Origin of the sequence: Alkalicoccus halolimnae (genome assembly GCF_008014775.2) — a bacterium.
GTDB lineage: Bacteria > Bacillota > Bacilli > Bacillales > Salisediminibacteriaceae > Alkalicoccus > Alkalicoccus halolimnae.
The window spans coordinates 1587809-1603413 of record NZ_CP144914.1; the positions used below are offsets into that span (position 1 = coordinate 1587809).

The following is a 15605-nucleotide window of genomic DNA, read 5'->3' on the forward strand; positions in this document are numbered from 1 at the left end:
TTGTCCACTCTGACCGTACACTTCTATTTTGCAGCCTTACTTTATTTTTTGAAACTTTTTCGTTGAACGTTCGTACGTGATATAAAGAGTAGATATCTGGTAAAATGAAATTGTAAGATAGAGAAGGAGTGACGATATATGGGATTATTAGATATGTCCGTAATAGGGTTTTTCGTAGTTTTCATTGCTACATTATTCATTTTTGGTGAAATAATGGTAAAAGCGAAAGGACTTTTTGCAGTTATCGGCATCGTTCTTATGACTTTGTACTTCTCCTACCATTTGACTCCCGGGGACAGTATGTGGGTTGTCGTTCTTTATGTACTAGGACTGATCTTAATAATTTTTGATGGAAAAGTTACGACTGACGGAACGATAGCAGGAATAGGTGTATTACTTATGATTTTAGGACTTGCACTTCCTGCACCTTCCTTCACTTACGGCCTTCTGGTAGGTATGGCTTTTGTTGCCGCGGCACCGGTTTCCTTTCTGTTCACGAAAGTTTTTTCATCCAGAACCATGTGGGATAAAATGCTGTTAAAAGACAGGTTGACAGATGAGGAAGGTTACAGCTCGATGAATACGTCCTATAAAGAACTCATAGGAAAAGAAGGCACTGCTAAAACTCCTTTCAGACCTACAGGAACAGTTGAAATAGAAGGTAAATTTTACAGTGCAACAACTGATAATTTCTGGCTCGAAGAAGAAAAGAAAGTGAAAGTCGTATCAGCTGACGGGACAAGAATCGTTGTCAGTCCATTAGAGGAAGCAGAGAAAGCGGAAAAGGCTGAAGAGATCCATCAGTCATAAATTAAAAACCAGGAGGCTCATCCAATTAAGGATGAGCCTCCTGGTTTATGAATGAATCCTGCCTTTCTCCTCGTCCTCATCCTCATCCATCACTTTGTCCATAGGAATATCAAGAACGGTAAACAGGCGTTTAACTATAGTGATGGACGGATTTTTCTTTTGATTTCTTTCCAGGTAGCTTAAATAAGATTTTGAGACGCCTGTTCGTCTTGACAACTGCGATAGTGTCCAGCCTTTTCTTTTTCTTTCGTAACGAATTAAATCTCCTATGCTCATCAATAATGCCCCTTTCTGATCTTTCGTTCATTATAACGCACGTTCGCTATAAAGTAAATAATAATTTGAAAAAACTTACATTGAGAACGAAAAAGGGACTAAAGTGTCTGCTGCAGAGAACAGCAGACACGTATAAAATAGTAGATTATTTCTGTTTCATTTTCCATTTATTATATTCCAGAAAATCACGGAATTCTTCTTTGGATACTCCTGAATTCATTGCTTCAGATATCAGCTGCTGCCATTCATCGTCCAGCGCTGCGGCTTCATCTTCTGCTGAAGCATCTTTTAAAAGAGCATTCATATTTACATCGAGCACAGATGCGATTTTTTCCAGAAATTGAATGGAGGGATTGGACTGCAGGTCTCTTTCGATCGCGCTGAGATAAGATTTAGCGACTCCGGCCCGATCGGCGAGTTCACTCATAGTCAATCCTCTGGCTTTTCTGTATTCCCGGACTCTTGCTCCAATCATAGAAATCACCTCCGTAAAACTTCATCTAGTTACTAACAGTATATCCTATAAACAAATAATTAGAAACAAGTCAGCACGTTTAAAACTTAATAATTATGTAGTTAAATGAATTTCATACTAAAAGTTACTCCTGCGAAAACCGAATGGGGCAGAGGACCTCCGTTTCAGACCGGCGCTTTCACGAGGACATGTGTTCATCTGAAAATTGTGAAGATAAAATATTCTCAATATTGAATTTTAAGACGGCGCATCCTCTTAAGGGAGTCCCCGTATTTCCCGGAGGTCATTCTAAAATACGAACGCTTAATAAAATTTGTTTAAAAGATATTTCGCATATCTGCCTGAAAAAAGCACTTATGAAATGGATTTTATGAAGGTATGAAGAAAGGGGAAGAGGCCCCTTTTTTTCATACCTTCATACATCATTACAATTGTTTAGGCTCCTGAGGCTGTTTAGGCTTAGGTACATTTCTTAGTACCAGGTTCATCATTACGATAGCAATTATCCAGTAAAGGATAAAGGAGAAAGGAATGATAAGTCCAAATCCTTCGAGATAAGAGAATAATATGGTCGGCATTGTAACCGTAAATGCAGACAGCACCCATAGGTGACGATAGCGCAGATGATCCGCAGTTTTACGTTTTAATAAGATACCAATTACCGAAAGAACAAAAATGCCAATAAATTTCAAAGCGGTATTAAATAAATAAAAACCGGCGAGAACAATGATTACAATTAGAGCGGACAGATCATCCAATGTAGTGTAAAAACTGTCAATTTCATCTTTTGTTACGTCCAGCCCGGCGTCCTGGTAAGTGATGCGGTTACTTTCTCCTCCAGTTACGAAAATTACTTCCCGGTCAAGGAGGGCAATTACGTTCCCATAGCCGTCCAGATCCCCGGGGCTGACTTCTCCTGTGGAATCGAAGACGAGGGTCATATCTTCTTCGTCATTAATGTAAGGTTCTTCCAATTCGGATTCGAGTACCCCGTTGTTAATTTCAAACTCAGGAATCTCGTCCAAGTATTGATCTCCAGCGTTAAATAAAGCGTTGATAGATATTGCCAGGGAGATAAACATAGGTATAGAAGCTATAAACATTAATAAGAAAACGTACAAAATAGCCCGGCCGATTTTCGCCATTCGAAACTTTGCAATCGTTTCAGGCGAATAAAGACTTTTAATAAACTGCTGGAAAATATTCATTTTTTTCTCTCCTTAATTATGTAAGCTACAAAGTACAGTTTACCTGCTGTGATTTATAAACACAAATAAAAGTCTAAATAGTAAACTTAATAAAATCTTTACAATTCATTAATTAATAATTAACAAACTATGTGTAGGATGAGGCACGGATAGTTTAAATACACTTTTCTTCAGGAGGACGTCGCTTTGGATATGGCAGTAAGAGATATTATATTTTTGTTTTTGGGTGGCCTGGGTATTTTTCTATTTGGAATTAAATTTTTAGGAGACGGGCTGCAGAAAGTTGCAGGAGATAAACTGCGCGAAATATTGGATAAATTTACAAGTAATCCACTTATGGGTGTACTGGCTGGAATTATCGTTACAATTCTTCTGCAGACCAGTACGGGAACAACGGTTCTTGCGATTGGATTAGTTAACGCCGGATTCATGACACTGCGTCAATCCATCGGTGTTATTATGGGAGCGAATATCGGTACCACGGTAACTGCTTTTATTATAGGACTGGATATATCTGAATATTCTCTTCCAATTATTGCAGTTGGTACATTTTTGATTTTCTTTTTTAAAAATAAAAAAATTAATAATTATGGACAAGTATTTTTCGGTTTCGGAGCTTTGTTTTATGGACTGGAGTTAATGGGGGAGGGAATGTATCCTCTCCGTGAATTGGAAGCTTTTGCAGACTTGACAGTCAGCATGAGCAGTAATCCAATTCTTGGAGTTCTCATTGGTACTATATTTACAGTTACGGTTCAGAGTTCTTCAGCTGCAATAGGGCTTCTGCAACAGCTCTTTTCTCAAGGTACTATGGAATTAGCGGCGGCTCTCCCTGTTTTATTTGGTGATAACATCGGTACAACCATTACAGCAGTACTGGCATCACTTGGTGCCTCAATTGCAGCAAAAAGAGCAGCGATGACGCATGTTATATTTAATGTCGTAGGTACAATTCTGGTGCTGATAGTAATTCAACCGTATATTTCGATGATTTCATCGATACAAAATTCTTTAGGACTTAACCCAGAAATGACTATTGCATTTGCTCATGGTATCTTTAATATTTCGAACGTATTAATTCAACTGCCTTTCATCGGCGTACTGGCTTTAATTGTTACGAAACTGGTGCCTGGTAAAGAGCAGATTATTGAATACAAAGCACAGCATCTTGATCCTAATCTCATCAATCAGTCCTCTTCCATTGCACTTGGTCAGGCAAAGAAAGAAACATTGCGTATGGCTGAACTTTCTTCCCAGGGGCTGGAGGAAGCCGTATCATATGTTAAAAACAGTCAAAAAAGACACGCCGAATTAACGTATCAATTTGAAGAAGCTATTAACAATCTGGACAGAAAAATAACGGATTATCTGACTCGTATTTCCACGAACTCACTCTCTGCTCCGGATTCAAGGCTTCATTCAGTTCTGATGGATACGGTGCGCGATATTGAACGAGTCGGCGACCATATGGAAAACATCGTAGAATTAAAAGATTATCAAATTGCAAACAAAGTTAAATTATCTGAATCTGCTATGGAAGATCTTGATCAAATGTTTCAACTGACACTGGCCACACTTAAACAAGCTGTTGAGTCATTGGAAAATGACGATGAAGTGGCAGCAAGAGCAGCTATTTTAAAAGAAGAAGAAATTGATAAAATGGAGAGAAAACTGAGGAAGAAACACATCATGCGCTTGAACGAAGGATTGTGTGATGGATCAGCAGGAATTGTTTTTGTAGATATGATAAGTAACCTTGAAAGAATAGGAGATCACTCTGTTAACATTGCAGAGGCCGTTTTAGAAGAGTAATAATGCCAGGAATGCTCTGGAATACAGCTTTAATTTAATTATAAAGCTGTCCTTAGATAGAGGAGTTAAGCAGGAAGTTGAGCCGGCTGTTGTCATTGAACATTCAGCCGCTCAGATCCTGTCTGTAATCTTTAAGAAATCCGCAGCTGTTACAATCAAAAATAACGTTTGTAAATTGTGAAAGAGTTTCTTCACATAAACTTATTGGTATATAATTAAAAATTAATCCAGCGTTTACTTTTCACGGAAAGCGGAAAAACAAATTTATTCATGTGAAATTTAAGGCTGTCACCCTGAAAACAGGCAGTTTCGCCAACTGTAATTTCTTCTGAAAGCAGACTATCACCCTGAAATAATATTTTATAAAAATAAATGTTGACTATAATTTAATAAGCATGCTAAGATATTACTTGTCTTTGCAAAACGGCGGTGTAGCTCAGCTGGCTAGAGCGTACGGTTCATACCCGTGAGGTCGGGGGTTCGATTCCCTCCGCCGCTACCATTTTAAATTTTTATGCTAAGGACCCTTAGCTCAGTTGGTCAGAGCTGACGGCTCATAACCGTCCGGTCGCAGGTTCGAGTCCTGCAGGGTCCACCAATTTCATACGGAGGAATACCCAAGTTCGGCTGAAGGGATCGGTCTTGAAAACCGACAGGGGTGTCATAGCCCGCGGGGGTTCGAATCCCTCTTCCTCCTCCACTTTATAAGTATTTACAAGAAGCTGAGGCTTCTTTTTTTTGTCTTTTATATCCATGGTTATTTATGAGGGTGACCTCCCCGGCAAGCGCAAGTGGAACAAGATCATCTATTATAAGAAGACAGCTTGTTTTAACGATAGGGGAACAGGGTAAAGTTCCTGACAAAGCTCTCTAAATAATAACGTATATCAGTCGATAACTATTGATGTACCGGGTTGTTTGTTTTCTTGAGCATTCTATAAAGGGAGTGAGAAGAATGCAAGTCGAAATTACTGAAAGAGCAGTTGAAGAATTACAGATGAGAAAAATATTAAAAGAAGGCAGTGTTCTGTTCATAAGTCATGAAACAGAGGGTCTAGGCTGCGTAGTAAATGGTGTCAGCGATCTGGTAGCTGTGCAAAAGTCATCTCTTCCTCCAACAGCCGTTTTTCTTGACACTAAACCGGAGTCCTGGAGTGTGGCGATTGATAAAAAGGTGGACTGGATCTATGATGAAAGTTTGAAAATTGACTTTAACGATACCGCTTCTTCTTTTCAGCTGAAAAGTCCGAATCAAATGCTGAATCCACGAATGACCCTTCGTGAAGAAGCAGAGGTTTAATATTTGAATGCTTGTGGTATATTTGATAATGTGGAACTTGCAGGAATTTAATTGACTGAATAGACTGCAGACAAACCTGTGAAAGATAATTTAAGGAGGAGATTAAGAATGGCATTTACACTACCAGATTTACCTTACGCTCACGATGCACTCGAGCCTCACATCGATGAGGAAACAATGAAGATTCATCACGGCAAACACCATAATACGTATGTGACGAAGTTGAATGCTGCTTTGGAAGGTCACTCAGACCTCCAGAACAAAAGCATTGAAGAACTTCTTACAGATCTTAACTCGCTTCCTGAAAATGTGAAGGGACCCGTACGTAATAACGGCGGGGGTCACTACAATCATACTATTTTCTGGCAGCTTATGTCTCCAAACGGCGGCGGTACTCCTGAAGGTGAACTAGCAGGAGCTATCAACAGCACGTTTGGCAGTTTCGATGAGTTTAAGGAAGAATTCAAAAATGCTGCACTTGGACGATTCGGTTCAGGGTGGGCATGGCTCGTAGTAAACAATGGCAGTCTTGAAATTATGAGTACACCTAATCAGGATACGCCGATCAGCGAAGGGAAAACCCCTGTACTGGGCGTTGACGTTTGGGAGCACGCTTATTATCTTAAGTATCAAAATAAGCGTCCTGACTACGTTGAAGCCTTTTTCAACGTAGTAAATTGGAACGAAGTAGCTAAACGCTTTTCAGAAGCAAAGTAATAGAATTCTAATTCTGAGGACGGCCCGGAAAGTGTAAAACTTCCGGGTCGTCTTTTATGATGGAAATAAAAATAGAGAGCATTGATAAAATTTATTCAAGTGTTGTATAATATAATTAACAACTTAACTTGCCTGCGGTGTTGGTGAACTTCAAGTTTAATTCGAACCGAACACCAATTCACTGAGGGAGCCTTACATTGAGTGAACAACAGCATGCCTGTTTCAGGAAGCTGAAATTCACTCTGCAGGCACCCACCTGCCTAAGGCGGGTTCGTGAAATCTGGAAGATAACCGCACATGCGGGCATCATTATAAGAGGGTGTTCCAAAAGCTCAGCTTTTGGAACACCCTCTTGAAAAATCATAAGAAGTCCTGTATTTTTTGAAGGATCATTAGAGGGTGGCTCAATATGAGTGAAAAAACTGTATACAAATCACATATTTCAACAAGGCTTAATATTTTATTTTTCATTGTCTTTTTATTATTTTCAGCCTTAATTCTCCGACTGGGTATGGTTCAAATTGTACAGGGGGAGGAATTCGGGCAGCAGGTCAGCAGAGAAATAAGTGTAAGTGAGCCTGTTGAAGCTCCCAGGGGGCATATGTACGACCGGTACGGAAATCTGCTGGTCGGCAACGAACTGATGCTTACCGTTACATATACGAACCGGAACCACTCTCAGGAGCAGCTGCTGGATACCGCTGAAAGGCTGAATGCCTATATCACCCTCGACACTGAAAATGCAGCATCGAGCTTTGAGCGCGACCGGAGAGAATTCTGGGCATTGAATAACGAAGAAGAATTCGAAGAAAAGCTGACTCTTGAAGAACAGAATGCTCAGGGAATGGACGATACAGAAGCTCACACTGCACGTATTGAAGCAATTACAGAAGAAGAACTGACTTCTTTAACTGAAGAAGATCTGCAGGTTTTCATGATATGGAGGGAGTTTAACAGTGGTTATAATGACGTCCCTCATAAAGTTCTGCGGGGAGTAGAATATGAAGAGGCTGCTCAGATTACTGAAAATATTGAAAAGCTGCCCGGGGTTGATATTATCAGGGATGCAGCACGCCAATATATGTATGGAGAAAGCCTTAAAAGTATATTTGGAGAAGTAGGATCGATTCCTAGAGAAAGCCTGGATCGTTATATAGCAGAAGGCTATGTGAGAAATGAAGAAGTGGGAACCAGCTATCTGGAAAGTGAATATGAATCGGTTCTTCGCGGGAGAGATGGTTCTCTGGAAAACTTTACTGATAGTTCCGGGCAGACTATTCGCAGCCCGGAACAGACGGAGGGTGCACGAGGAAAAGATTTAAAATTAACTTTTGATATGGAACTCCAGCAGCGTGTAAATCAAATTATTGAAGAAACCTTGGAAGAAAGGGCAGAGAATTTCGAAGGAGATCCCAGAGCTTACGTTGTAATGATGGAACCAGATACGGGTGAAATACTTTCAATGGCAGGCTCCGACAATGAGTTAAACCCCTTTATTTCAGGCTATGAAGTGGGTTCTTCCATGAAAGCCGCCAGTGTTCTGGCCGGGCATGATACCGGTGCTCTCCCCCCGGGGGAAACTATCGTTGACCGCCCCATTAGAATTGGTAATCATACCATCAGCTCTGTCAATAATCTCGGTGTTGTGGATGACATAACAGCGCTGGAGCGGTCTTCGAATATTTACATGGTTCAAGTAGCGATGAGAATTATCGATTACACTCCGGGGGTGTCAGGTTCCAATTGGGGAAATTATGCAAGAGGATTTGATGTTCTTCGTTCCTACTATGCACAGTTGGGTCTTGGAGTTGAAACTGGAATTGATCTTCCCAACGAATTTACCGGAGTTAACGGCGGGATACCTGATAATCCAGGTAATCTCCTCTTTTTAGCATTTGGTCAGTTTGATACGTATACACCGCTTCAGTTGGCACAGTATATTTCTACTATTGCAAATGACGGCGTTCGGATTTCTCCAAGAGTAGTCAGTGAAATTCTGGAACCGGACCCGGGTGGAGAAGAACTCGGTACGATTTCTCATCAATTTTCTCCACAGATTTTGAATACCATTGATGTGGATGAAGAGTATTTTAATCGAATTCAGGAAGGACTGTACCGTGTTGTAAATGGAGATCAGGGAACAGCAAGAAACTTCTTCCAATATGTAGACGAAGATGTGGCTGGTAAAACAGGAACCGCACAGGTGTTTGTTGATGGAGAATCAGCCAACAATCAAACGTTCGTCGGCTACGCGCCTTTTGAAGATCCCGAAGTATCGTTTTCTGTTGTAGTGCCGGGTACAGGTAATAGTTCAGGAGATGGAGGGATAGCTAATATTATTGCTACACGTTCCTTGGAAGCTTATTACGATTTAAAGGAAGAACGCAGCGGACCACAGGAACCGGAAGGCGGACCTGAAACAGAGGATCCAGACGAAAGCAATGAAGAAGCAGAGGAAGAAGAGCAGGAATAAATGATTAAAAAATGCCTGATAAGGGAAAAACCTTTACAGACATACTTGAATATCTTTTTATTGTCTGCTATTATTTTAAGGTATGAGTAAAACAGAGTTTGGAGGGTATTATCATGCGAGTACAAGTAACTCTTGCCTGCACTGAAACAGGTGACCGAAACTATATCACAACTAAAAATAAGCGTACAAATCCAGATCGTATCGAACTGAAAAAGTACAGCCCGCGTCTAGGTCGCCACACAATGCATAAAGAAACAAAGTAAAGAAGACAGGAACGCCTTCAATCCCATGAAAAGGATTGAAGGCGTTCTTTATTAGCCGATATTTATATAAATAGGAACGAGTGACTATACAAAACATATAGAACGTCTGCTTTAAAACTTTCTTCTGTCGCTTTTGAGCCACTTGATCATTCCGTCTGGAACATTTCTGGAAGACCAGTGCTTTTTAGTTTCAATGACGAAAAGTTGATCATCTGCCGAAAGACAGGCAAAAACTTTTTCTTTTACATCTTTGGCACTGTGAAAAGTGTCAATCAGCCAAAAAGATTCAAAACGCTTTGAGTAATTTCCGAAAGATTTCATTGTTTCGTGAAGCTGTTTATACTCTTTTTCCGGAGCACTCAGCTGGTAAGTAACTACGTAAACTGCCATTTTCTCACCTCCTTTTAAAGTCTGGTCATTTACATATCCTCAGAAATTCTGCGGCCAATGAAGGCCTCGTATTTCCATTCTGCCTGCTTCATTTCTAACGATAGAAAAGCTGTGATTAAAAGTTTATTTAGATTATTAATTACCCTCCATTTGAAACAGACAGCTCAGCTCCGAACATGATCGTCCACATGATAATTCTTTTCCGTATGGAATAAAAGCCCGGTACTCTGCATTTATGAGAGCCGGGCTTTTTTTAGAACTTACTCTTCTGAAGATTCGTTCTCTTCAGGAACATCACTATCGTTAATGTTTTCTTCAGGATTAACGGTGTTTAGTTCATTTTGATCACCGCAGGCTGTAAGAAGAAGCGGAAAACTTAAAAGTATTATTAAACCATTTCTTTTCGTCATCCAGATTTCCCCCCTTATGTTTGTCCATTCTTTTTTAAATATTTTTTTAAAGCTTCATCGTTCGCGGCGCCAGTGTTTCCCCCGCTCAATTCTTTATCTGAAAGTTTAAACTCTTCGATAACAGCAGCTTTGATCGAATCATAAACATAGATAATATACTTTTGATCTGTTTCATGTCCATAGGAAAGAGATTCATCCTGAGCAATAATATAAAATTCACTGGAAAAATGTTTTCCGAAAATGTTTTCCATCTCCAGCTTTACTGCTTCTAGAGCATCAGGAAGGCTCTGCTTATCTTTTTCGAACTTTTTTTTACGCGAACTTTGTTCAATAATCACTTTGAAAATGGGATCTTCTTCCTTATCTCTGGAAGGACTTATTGATATTTCTGCTTCTTCATAGCTTCCTTCAAAAATGTCCAGGACCCCTAATGGATGTGGAGTTTTTAGTACGATGTTTGTCATGGATTGCCCTCCTAATATTCTTTTGTTTATTAATAACTTACCTCTATTGACTATAGGATTAAACTTCTAATTATATTTATTGTCATTAAACTTTTAGATTTACTGTTAATAAATGCTGAGTTACATCTATTTACAGGCACTTAATAAAAGAGGAACGGAACTGATTTACTGCGTGACCAGCTATATCTCACTCTTGAAGTTGACCATCTTCATTGGCAGCGTTACGATCAAATATATAATCTTTGAAAAACGGAGGAACTGCTTTGGATAAAAAACAGGTGAGAAGTTTCATGAAGCATAAATTAGCGCAGTTAAATAAAGAGGAAAGGCTGGGCCAGGAACAATTTCTTTATAAAGCTCTTTTTGCTCTTCCTGAATGGAAAAAGGCTGATACGATTGCTGTTACTATTTCAATCAATAATGAATTAAATACTCGTCCTATTTTTGAAAAAGCATGGGAAGAAGGGAAAACAACGGTGGCTCCTGTAGTTGGGGGGAATCCGAAACGACTTTCCTTTTTTAAAATATCTTCCTTTAACGAATGCCGCGAGTCTTCTATTGGTTTACTGGAACCGATACCCGGGGAAGCTTCGTCTGTAAATGAAGAATCACTTGACCTGATTATTACTCCGGGACTGGCTTACAATAAAGATGGTTACAGAGTAGGGTACGGAGGAGGATTTTACGACAGGCTGTTAAAAAATGTGGAAACCCCTTCTGTGAGTTTATGCTTTGATTGTCAGCTTTTAAATGACATTCCTTTAGAAAACTATGATATTCCAGTTAAAATTTTACTTTCGGGAACAGACAGCAGAGAGAAAAAGTAACATGACTCTTTTTTTGACCCTGCTCGTTTTTTTGATTGCTGCAGGAGCCTGGCTGAAAAAATCTTTAACCACTGGCGGGGCAGCAGCGGCTGTGTTTGCAGGTCTATCATCTATTTTTGGATTTGGATTTTCGGGACTTGCCGTCATGGGAACTTTCTTTTTCACCTCTGTCTTTCTTGAAAAAATACTTCACTCCACCGATAAAATTGAAGAAAAAGGCTCGAGAAGGGATGCTTGGCAGGTCCTCGCTAATGGAGGGGCTGCATCACTTTGGGCACTCGGTAATATCTTCTTTCCTTTACCAGTTCTTTTTGTAGGTTTTACAGCTGCTTATGCTGCAGCAGCAGCAGATACATGGGCTTCTACAGTTGGGAAAAGAAGCAGGAAAAAACCAGTGCTCATTAGAAGTAGAACAGAAGTAGAAAATGGCATATCCGGAGGTGTTACTGCACTGGGAAATACTGCAGCTGTTTTGGGAAGTTTAGCTGTCGTCTCAGCTGCTTATATTTTTAATCAGGGATTTATCCACCCTCTCTTGCTTTTAACAGTTGTTGTTATAGGATTTGCCGGTCAAATCAGTGATGCCTGGATGGGGGCAGTGTACCAGCGCTTGTTCCAGTGCAGAATATGCGGGAAGAAAACTGAAAAGATGATTCACTGTGAAACAAGCACCACCCTTGTTAAAGGAAAAATGTTTATGACTAATGATCTTGTAAACTTTCTTACTGTGACAGGATCTTCCGCAGCTGCTGTCATTTTATACTTATTATTCACAGGAAATTCATAAATTAATTCGTAAAAGAGTGTCAAGAGTTTGTGAAATGATGTACAATAAATGTGAATTGATTCACAAATAGGTTCAAAAGGAGACTGATCCATTATGACAGTTAACAAACAGCCTTCAAGAGTCGTCGTCATTGGTACCGGAAATGTAGGTTCAAGTTATGCTTTTTCCCTGATTAATCAAAATATTGCAGATGAAATGGTGCTCATTGATTTAAATAAAGAAAAAACCGAGGGAGATGCAATGGATTTAAATCACGGAGTTCCATTTGGCGCTCCTACAAAAATTTGGGCTGGGGAATACGCAGACTGCAAAGACGCTGATATTGTTGTTATTACGGCCGGTGCGAACCAGCAGCCGGGGGAAACGCGCCTGGACTTGATTGAAAAAAACGCAAAAATTTTTAAAGTCATTGTTAACAGCGTGATGGATTCAGGTTTTGATGGAATTTTCTTAATTGCAACCAACCCAGTAGATATCCTCTCCTATGCAACGTGGAAATTCTCTGGTCTTCCTATGGAAAGAGTGATAGGCTCAGGAACTATTCTGGATACAGCAAGATTCCGCTTTATGCTTGGAGACTACTTTGGTATTGATGTAAGAAATATTCACGGTTTTATTATGGGGGAACATGGGGATACTGAACTTCCAGTGTGGAGCCAGACACGAATAGGTTCTGAACACGTCAGCCGCTACATGGAAAAATATAAGCCCGATGCTACAAAAGAGGATCTCGACAAAATTTTTGTGAATGTGAGAGATGCTGCCTATCATATAATTGAAAGAAAGGGAGCCACTCATTATGCGATAGCAATGGGCCTCGCCCGTTTGACGAGAACCATTCTCCGAAATGAACATTCTATCCTGACTGTTTCTACTTTATTAAACGGGGAATATGGGCTGGACGACCTTTACATTGGAGTTCCTGCTATCGTGAGCCGTAATGGAGTGGAACGCATTGTGGAAACTGATTTAAATGAAAAAGAAACCAGGCAGCTCCATCATTCTGCCCAAGTCTTAAAAGAAGCGATGAAACCAGTTTTTGAGGTAGAATAGAATAAGAAGGGTGCATCGTTTATGCATTCCCTAATACAGGGAACACCATACAAGATGCATCCTTTTTTTATTGCTTCGCCTGAAGGTAACGGAAGCTTCCGTAATACAGGGAAGATCGTTCCGAAATCTTTTTTGTTTTGAAGTGCCGAATCCCGGCCGGCTCACATCTGCGGCAGATTGTAAAAAAGAGATGGCTGGCAAAAGGACACCGGGATTCCTGTTTCGTCGTTTATTTTCAGAGTAAATACAAAAATGTCCTAACTATAGAGGGAAAGGAGGCAGTTGTTTGGAGTATTTAGCAGCCGAAGTACGGTTTTGGGAGACCGTTTATCATCTTATTAACGAAGAAAAATTTCAGATTGTTCACCTGAATGAAGAAGGACCCGTCGTATGGCTGGAGGATACACGGGAAAAAAACGGCAGCCTTCTGCGTCTTCAGCTGAAAAGCTATGATTGGAGCAAGCAGCTTCGCGTAGATATTAAACGTGTGCACGAATCAGCCAAAACGGTAAGAAAAAAACTGAAACTGAAACATGCTAACGTAACAAATGTAATTTTCGCTCCACTGCCTCCAGTTGACAGCTATGAAGATGATGTTTCGAAACCGCTGCCTTTTACAGCAGGTGGAAAAAAACAGATGCGTACAATTCTTATTCCAATGAAAGAACTTCAGGAAAAGTTGTTTCCACTTGCAACCGAGTGGAAGCTCCATGAAATGCCGTCTTACACACCGGATAATCAAATGGAGGAAGAAGAACATCAGACACATATTAAAAATGTTTTGCGTAACAGTGTGCGAAGAACTTACGAAAAAAAGAATGAAGAAGAGCGAAGTATATTTATGTATGGGAAGCCTACGCTGACTTTTACACTTATATCTGCTGTTTTTATCGTGTTTTTAATGATGGAATTACAGGGCTCATCAATGAGTACGCGTACTTTAATAAATATGGGTGCTAAATTTGATCCGCTTATTTTGGACGGAGAGTGGTGGCGCTTTTTCAGTGCTATGTTTCTTCATATTGGATTTTTTCATTTATTTATGAACTCATTAGCCCTCTTCTTTCTGGGCAACGCTGTTGAAAGGATTTTTGGTTCCTACCGTTTTATATTCATATATTTCACGGCTGGTTTTTTTGGATCCGTGGCAAGCTTTGTTTTCAACGATAACATTTCAGCAGGCGCCAGTGGTGCTATTTTTGGATTATTCGGGGCCCTCTTATATTTTGGGCTGAGAAACAGACGTCTTTTCTTTCGTACTTTCGGCATGAATGTAGTAGTCATTCTTGTCATTAACCTGGCATTTGGATTTTTAGTTCCGATGGTAGATAATGGTGCTCATATTGGAGGATTAGTGGGAGGTTTTGCAGCTTCTGCTATGGTTTCACTTCCAGGAAGAAGCAGTTTTAAAATACAGACAGGTGCTCTGCTTGCAGCCGCAGCAGTGGGAGTTGTGCTTGTGTTTGCAGGGTATACCCAGGATCCTGAAAGTCCTCAGCTCCAGGCTGTTTATTATGAACTCGGGCGTGAGGCAGTTGAAGATGAAGATATGGCTGATGCCATATCCTATTTTGAAAACGTTCTGGAGATGAACGTAGAGGAAGGGCCCATCCCGGAAGAAACTCTTCGTTCAAACACGTATTTTCTGCTCGCTTACGCTCATTTGTCTATGGACGGATATGAAGAGGCTGAAGGATATTTGCGTGAAGCTCTCGTTATACGTCCGGATTTTCACGAAGCTTATTACAACCTGGCATTAATAGCTTATGAGAGAGAAAATTTCAACGAGGCACAGGAACTGGTGGAACGGGCGCTGGAACTGGAGAATAATTCGGATTACGAAGATTTAAGAGAAGAAATACTGGATAAAACACCGGAGGGATAAATAAGATCCCTGCCGGTGTTTTACTTTTCCTTCATATCATATTCGAAAAGATCGTCTTTTATAAACATCCGATCTTCTTCATGGACGGCTGTTTCTGCGGTGAAAACGATTCCAAGAGGGGTAGAATGAAAATCGTTATGAATTGTAAATGGTGTATCTGACTCATCTGCAGCTTTTATATAGTTGCTGTAGGAAGTATAAGGGAGATTACCATTAATCAGCATGCGGACATCATTTTTTGATTTCATCAGCCGCAAAGCTTCATCGTACATTCCTTTTTTATAAACCTGTCCATTGGTTAGTGCAAGTCTGACTCTTTCTGCAAACGTGCCGAGAAATAAATGTTTTTCCTCGGGGCGCAGTTCCGGCGTTCCGTAAATACCCTGTTGAATAATATTTTCCAGCTTTTCTTTGCTCATTTTTTAACCCTCTATTCTCATAATGTGAAATGATGA

17 protein-coding genes, 3 tRNA genes and 1 other RNA gene are annotated in these 15605 nt (G+C 40.2%); 14 read left to right on the top strand and 7 right to left on the bottom strand.

The annotated features are described in order from the left end of the window. Positions 1 to 138 precede the first annotated feature (138 nt). Positions 139 to 810, top strand: coding sequence for an NfeD family protein (locus tag FTX54_RS07150; RefSeq protein WP_147802912.1), 672 nt, complete (start codon positions 139 to 141; stop codon positions 808 to 810). Between the two features lie 45 nt (positions 811 to 855). Here the strand turns inward: FTX54_RS07150 and FTX54_RS07155 are convergent, their stop codons facing one another. The 3 genes from FTX54_RS07155 to FTX54_RS07165 all read right to left on the bottom strand — a co-directional run bounded on the left by FTX54_RS07155 (position 856) and on the right by FTX54_RS07165 (position 2769). After that, on the bottom strand, positions 856 to 1086 hold the full coding sequence (locus tag FTX54_RS07155; RefSeq protein ID WP_147802911.1) for a helix-turn-helix domain-containing protein: 231 nt from the start codon (positions 1084 to 1086) through the stop codon (positions 856 to 858). 145 nt (positions 1087 to 1231) lie between these two features. Further along, a complete protein-coding gene (locus FTX54_RS07160) occupies positions 1232 to 1561 on the bottom strand; it encodes a helix-turn-helix domain-containing protein (protein WP_147802910.1) in 330 nt (109 codons plus the stop codon). Between the two features lie 425 nt (positions 1562 to 1986). Then, entirely contained in the window at positions 1987 to 2769 is a 783-nt protein-coding gene (locus FTX54_RS07165; RefSeq protein WP_147802909.1) for a DUF1189 domain-containing protein, read from the bottom strand. 192 nt (positions 2770 to 2961) lie between these two features. Here FTX54_RS07165 and FTX54_RS07170 point away from each other — a divergent pair, with 192 nt between their 5' ends. From FTX54_RS07170 to rpmG, 9 genes are all read left to right on the top strand, one after another. Next, the gene (locus FTX54_RS07170) at positions 2962 to 4581 is read left to right on the top strand and encodes a Na/Pi cotransporter family protein (RefSeq protein WP_147803133.1); all 1620 of its coding nucleotides are present in this window, start codon (positions 2962 to 2964) and stop codon (positions 4579 to 4581) included. 425 nt (positions 4582 to 5006) lie between these two features. Beyond that, positions 5007 to 5083, top strand: a tRNA-Met gene (locus tag FTX54_RS07175). A 19-nt stretch (positions 5084 to 5102) separates the two neighbouring features. Continuing rightward, positions 5103 to 5179, top strand: a tRNA-Ile gene (locus FTX54_RS07180). A gap of 9 nt (positions 5180 to 5188) precedes the next feature. Then, positions 5189 to 5281: transfer RNA gene (locus tag FTX54_RS07185), tRNA-Ser, on the top strand. Positions 5282 to 5536: 255 nt separating this feature from the next. Further along, a complete protein-coding gene (locus FTX54_RS07190) occupies positions 5537 to 5881 on the top strand; it encodes an iron-sulfur cluster biosynthesis family protein (protein WP_187254476.1) in 345 nt (114 codons plus the stop codon). 108 nt (positions 5882 to 5989) lie between these two features. Continuing rightward, entirely contained in the window at positions 5990 to 6598 is a 609-nt protein-coding gene (locus FTX54_RS07195) for a superoxide dismutase (RefSeq protein ID WP_147802907.1), read from the top strand. A gap of 126 nt (positions 6599 to 6724) precedes the next feature. Then, positions 6725 to 6908: non-coding RNA, 6S RNA (ssrS, locus tag FTX54_RS07200), on the top strand. Between the two features lie 99 nt (positions 6909 to 7007). Next, a complete protein-coding gene (locus tag FTX54_RS07205; RefSeq protein WP_147802906.1) occupies positions 7008 to 9071 on the top strand; it encodes a peptidoglycan D,D-transpeptidase FtsI family protein in 2064 nt (687 codons plus the stop codon). 113 nt (positions 9072 to 9184) lie between these two features. Continuing rightward, complete coding sequence (gene rpmG, locus FTX54_RS07210) at positions 9185 to 9334, top strand: 50S ribosomal protein L33 (RefSeq protein ID WP_107583048.1); 150 nt, start codon at positions 9185 to 9187, stop codon at positions 9332 to 9334. Between the two features lie 111 nt (positions 9335 to 9445). Here the strand turns inward: rpmG and FTX54_RS07215 are convergent, their stop codons facing one another. The 3 genes from FTX54_RS07215 to FTX54_RS07225 form a co-directional block, all read right to left on the bottom strand. Then, positions 9446 to 9724: a hypothetical protein gene (locus FTX54_RS07215; RefSeq protein ID WP_147802905.1), complete on the bottom strand. Its 279-nt coding sequence runs from the start codon at positions 9722 to 9724 to the stop codon at positions 9446 to 9448. 260 nt (positions 9725 to 9984) lie between these two features. Then, the gene (locus tag FTX54_RS07220) at positions 9985 to 10134 is read right to left on the bottom strand and encodes a hypothetical protein (RefSeq protein WP_187254475.1); all 150 of its coding nucleotides are present in this window, start codon (positions 10132 to 10134) and stop codon (positions 9985 to 9987) included. A 14-nt stretch (positions 10135 to 10148) separates the two neighbouring features. Next, complete coding sequence (locus FTX54_RS07225; RefSeq protein ID WP_147802904.1) at positions 10149 to 10598, bottom strand: hypothetical protein; 450 nt, start codon at positions 10596 to 10598, stop codon at positions 10149 to 10151. A gap of 278 nt (positions 10599 to 10876) precedes the next feature. On the opposite strand from FTX54_RS07225, the gene FTX54_RS07230 reads away from it, so the two are divergent. The 4 genes from FTX54_RS07230 to FTX54_RS07245 all read left to right on the top strand — a co-directional run bounded on the left by FTX54_RS07230 (position 10877) and on the right by FTX54_RS07245 (position 15150). Then, positions 10877 to 11425 carry a 5-formyltetrahydrofolate cyclo-ligase gene (locus FTX54_RS07230; protein ID WP_281285219.1) on the top strand — a complete coding sequence of 183 codons (549 nt, stop codon included), beginning with the start codon at positions 10877 to 10879 and terminating at the stop codon, positions 11423 to 11425. A gap of 1 nt (position 11426) precedes the next feature. Next, positions 11427 to 12212: a DUF92 domain-containing protein gene (locus FTX54_RS07235; RefSeq protein WP_187254473.1), complete on the top strand. Its 786-nt coding sequence runs from the start codon at positions 11427 to 11429 to the stop codon at positions 12210 to 12212. Positions 12213 to 12305: 93 nt separating this feature from the next. After that, a complete protein-coding gene (locus FTX54_RS07240) occupies positions 12306 to 13265 on the top strand; it encodes an L-lactate dehydrogenase (protein WP_147802901.1) in 960 nt (319 codons plus the stop codon). Positions 13266 to 13551: 286 nt separating this feature from the next. Continuing rightward, the gene (locus FTX54_RS07245; RefSeq protein ID WP_147802900.1) at positions 13552 to 15150 is read left to right on the top strand and encodes a rhomboid family intramembrane serine protease; all 1599 of its coding nucleotides are present in this window, start codon (positions 13552 to 13554) and stop codon (positions 15148 to 15150) included. A gap of 20 nt (positions 15151 to 15170) precedes the next feature. On the opposite strand, the gene FTX54_RS07250 is transcribed toward FTX54_RS07245, so the two are convergent. After that, on the bottom strand, positions 15171 to 15569 hold the full coding sequence (locus FTX54_RS07250) for a YueI family protein (RefSeq protein WP_147802899.1): 399 nt from the start codon (positions 15567 to 15569) through the stop codon (positions 15171 to 15173). Between the last annotated feature and the right edge of the window lie 36 nt (positions 15570 to 15605).

Coding starts and splice junctions, on each gene's coding strand:
- FTX54_RS07205 (WP_147802906.1), top strand. CDS start 7,008: ATGAGTGAAAAAACTGTATACAAATCACATATTTCAACAAGGCTTAAT.
- FTX54_RS07225 (WP_147802904.1), bottom strand. CDS start 10,598: ATGACAAACATCGTACTAAAAACTCCACATCCATTAGGGGTCCTGGAC.
- rpmG (WP_107583048.1), top strand. CDS start 9,185: ATGCGAGTACAAGTAACTCTTGCCTGCACTGAAACAGGTGACCGAAAC.
- FTX54_RS07240 (WP_147802901.1), top strand. CDS start 12,306: ATGACAGTTAACAAACAGCCTTCAAGAGTCGTCGTCATTGGTACCGGA.
- FTX54_RS07235 (WP_187254473.1), top strand. CDS start 11,427: ATGACTCTTTTTTTGACCCTGCTCGTTTTTTTGATTGCTGCAGGAGCC.
- FTX54_RS07190 (WP_187254476.1), top strand. CDS start 5,537: ATGCAAGTCGAAATTACTGAAAGAGCAGTTGAAGAATTACAGATGAGA.
- FTX54_RS07215 (WP_147802905.1), bottom strand. CDS start 9,724: ATGGCAGTTTACGTAGTTACTTACCAGCTGAGTGCTCCGGAAAAAGAG.
- FTX54_RS07250 (WP_147802899.1), bottom strand. CDS start 15,569: ATGAGCAAAGAAAAGCTGGAAAATATTATTCAACAGGGTATTTACGGA.
- FTX54_RS07160 (WP_147802910.1), bottom strand. CDS start 1,561: ATGATTGGAGCAAGAGTCCGGGAATACAGAAAAGCCAGAGGATTGACT.
- FTX54_RS07195 (WP_147802907.1), top strand. CDS start 5,990: ATGGCATTTACACTACCAGATTTACCTTACGCTCACGATGCACTCGAG.
- FTX54_RS07170 (WP_147803133.1), top strand. CDS start 2,962: ATGGCAGTAAGAGATATTATATTTTTGTTTTTGGGTGGCCTGGGTATT.
- FTX54_RS07220 (WP_187254475.1), bottom strand. CDS start 10,134: ATGACGAAAAGAAATGGTTTAATAATACTTTTAAGTTTTCCGCTTCTT.
- FTX54_RS07165 (WP_147802909.1), bottom strand. CDS start 2,769: ATGAATATTTTCCAGCAGTTTATTAAAAGTCTTTATTCGCCTGAAACG.
- FTX54_RS07155 (WP_147802911.1), bottom strand. CDS start 1,086: ATGAGCATAGGAGATTTAATTCGTTACGAAAGAAAAAGAAAAGGCTGG.
- FTX54_RS07150 (WP_147802912.1), top strand. CDS start 139: ATGGGATTATTAGATATGTCCGTAATAGGGTTTTTCGTAGTTTTCATT.